The sequence below is a fragment of the Bradyrhizobium sp. MV1.5 genome (genome assembly GCF_055807615.1).
This window is the reverse complement of the sequence record NZ_JBVVPL010000140.1, coordinates 1-235: the sequence shown is the minus strand read 5'-3', so window position 1 is coordinate 235 and position 235 is coordinate 1. Positions and strand designations below refer to the sequence as shown.

The 235-nt window shown below is 63.8% G+C and carries 1 protein-coding gene; it reads right to left on the bottom strand.

The genetic code is table 11. The features are described from left to right. Positions 1-235: hypothetical protein (locus AC0L2J_RS34835; RefSeq protein ID WP_473395987.1), on the bottom strand; the 235-nt coding region annotated here is incomplete at both ends.

Sequence of the window (235 nt, the reverse complement as noted above, 5' to 3'; positions counted from 1 at the left end):
GGCGCCATTGACCGTCAGCTTGCCGTTGGCATCGACCGTGACGTTGCCGGCATTCGCAACCGTCGAGCCCTGGTCGATCGTCAGCGCGCCGTTCGCCAGCACTTCGATCGTACCGGTGCTCGTATTCGTGATCGTCTCATGGTCCAGCGCGTTGCCGGTGCCGCTGACCTTGAAGGCCGCATTGTTGTTCAGGACGCCGCCGCTCAGAACGGCGTTGCCGGTGAGGTCGATCTCG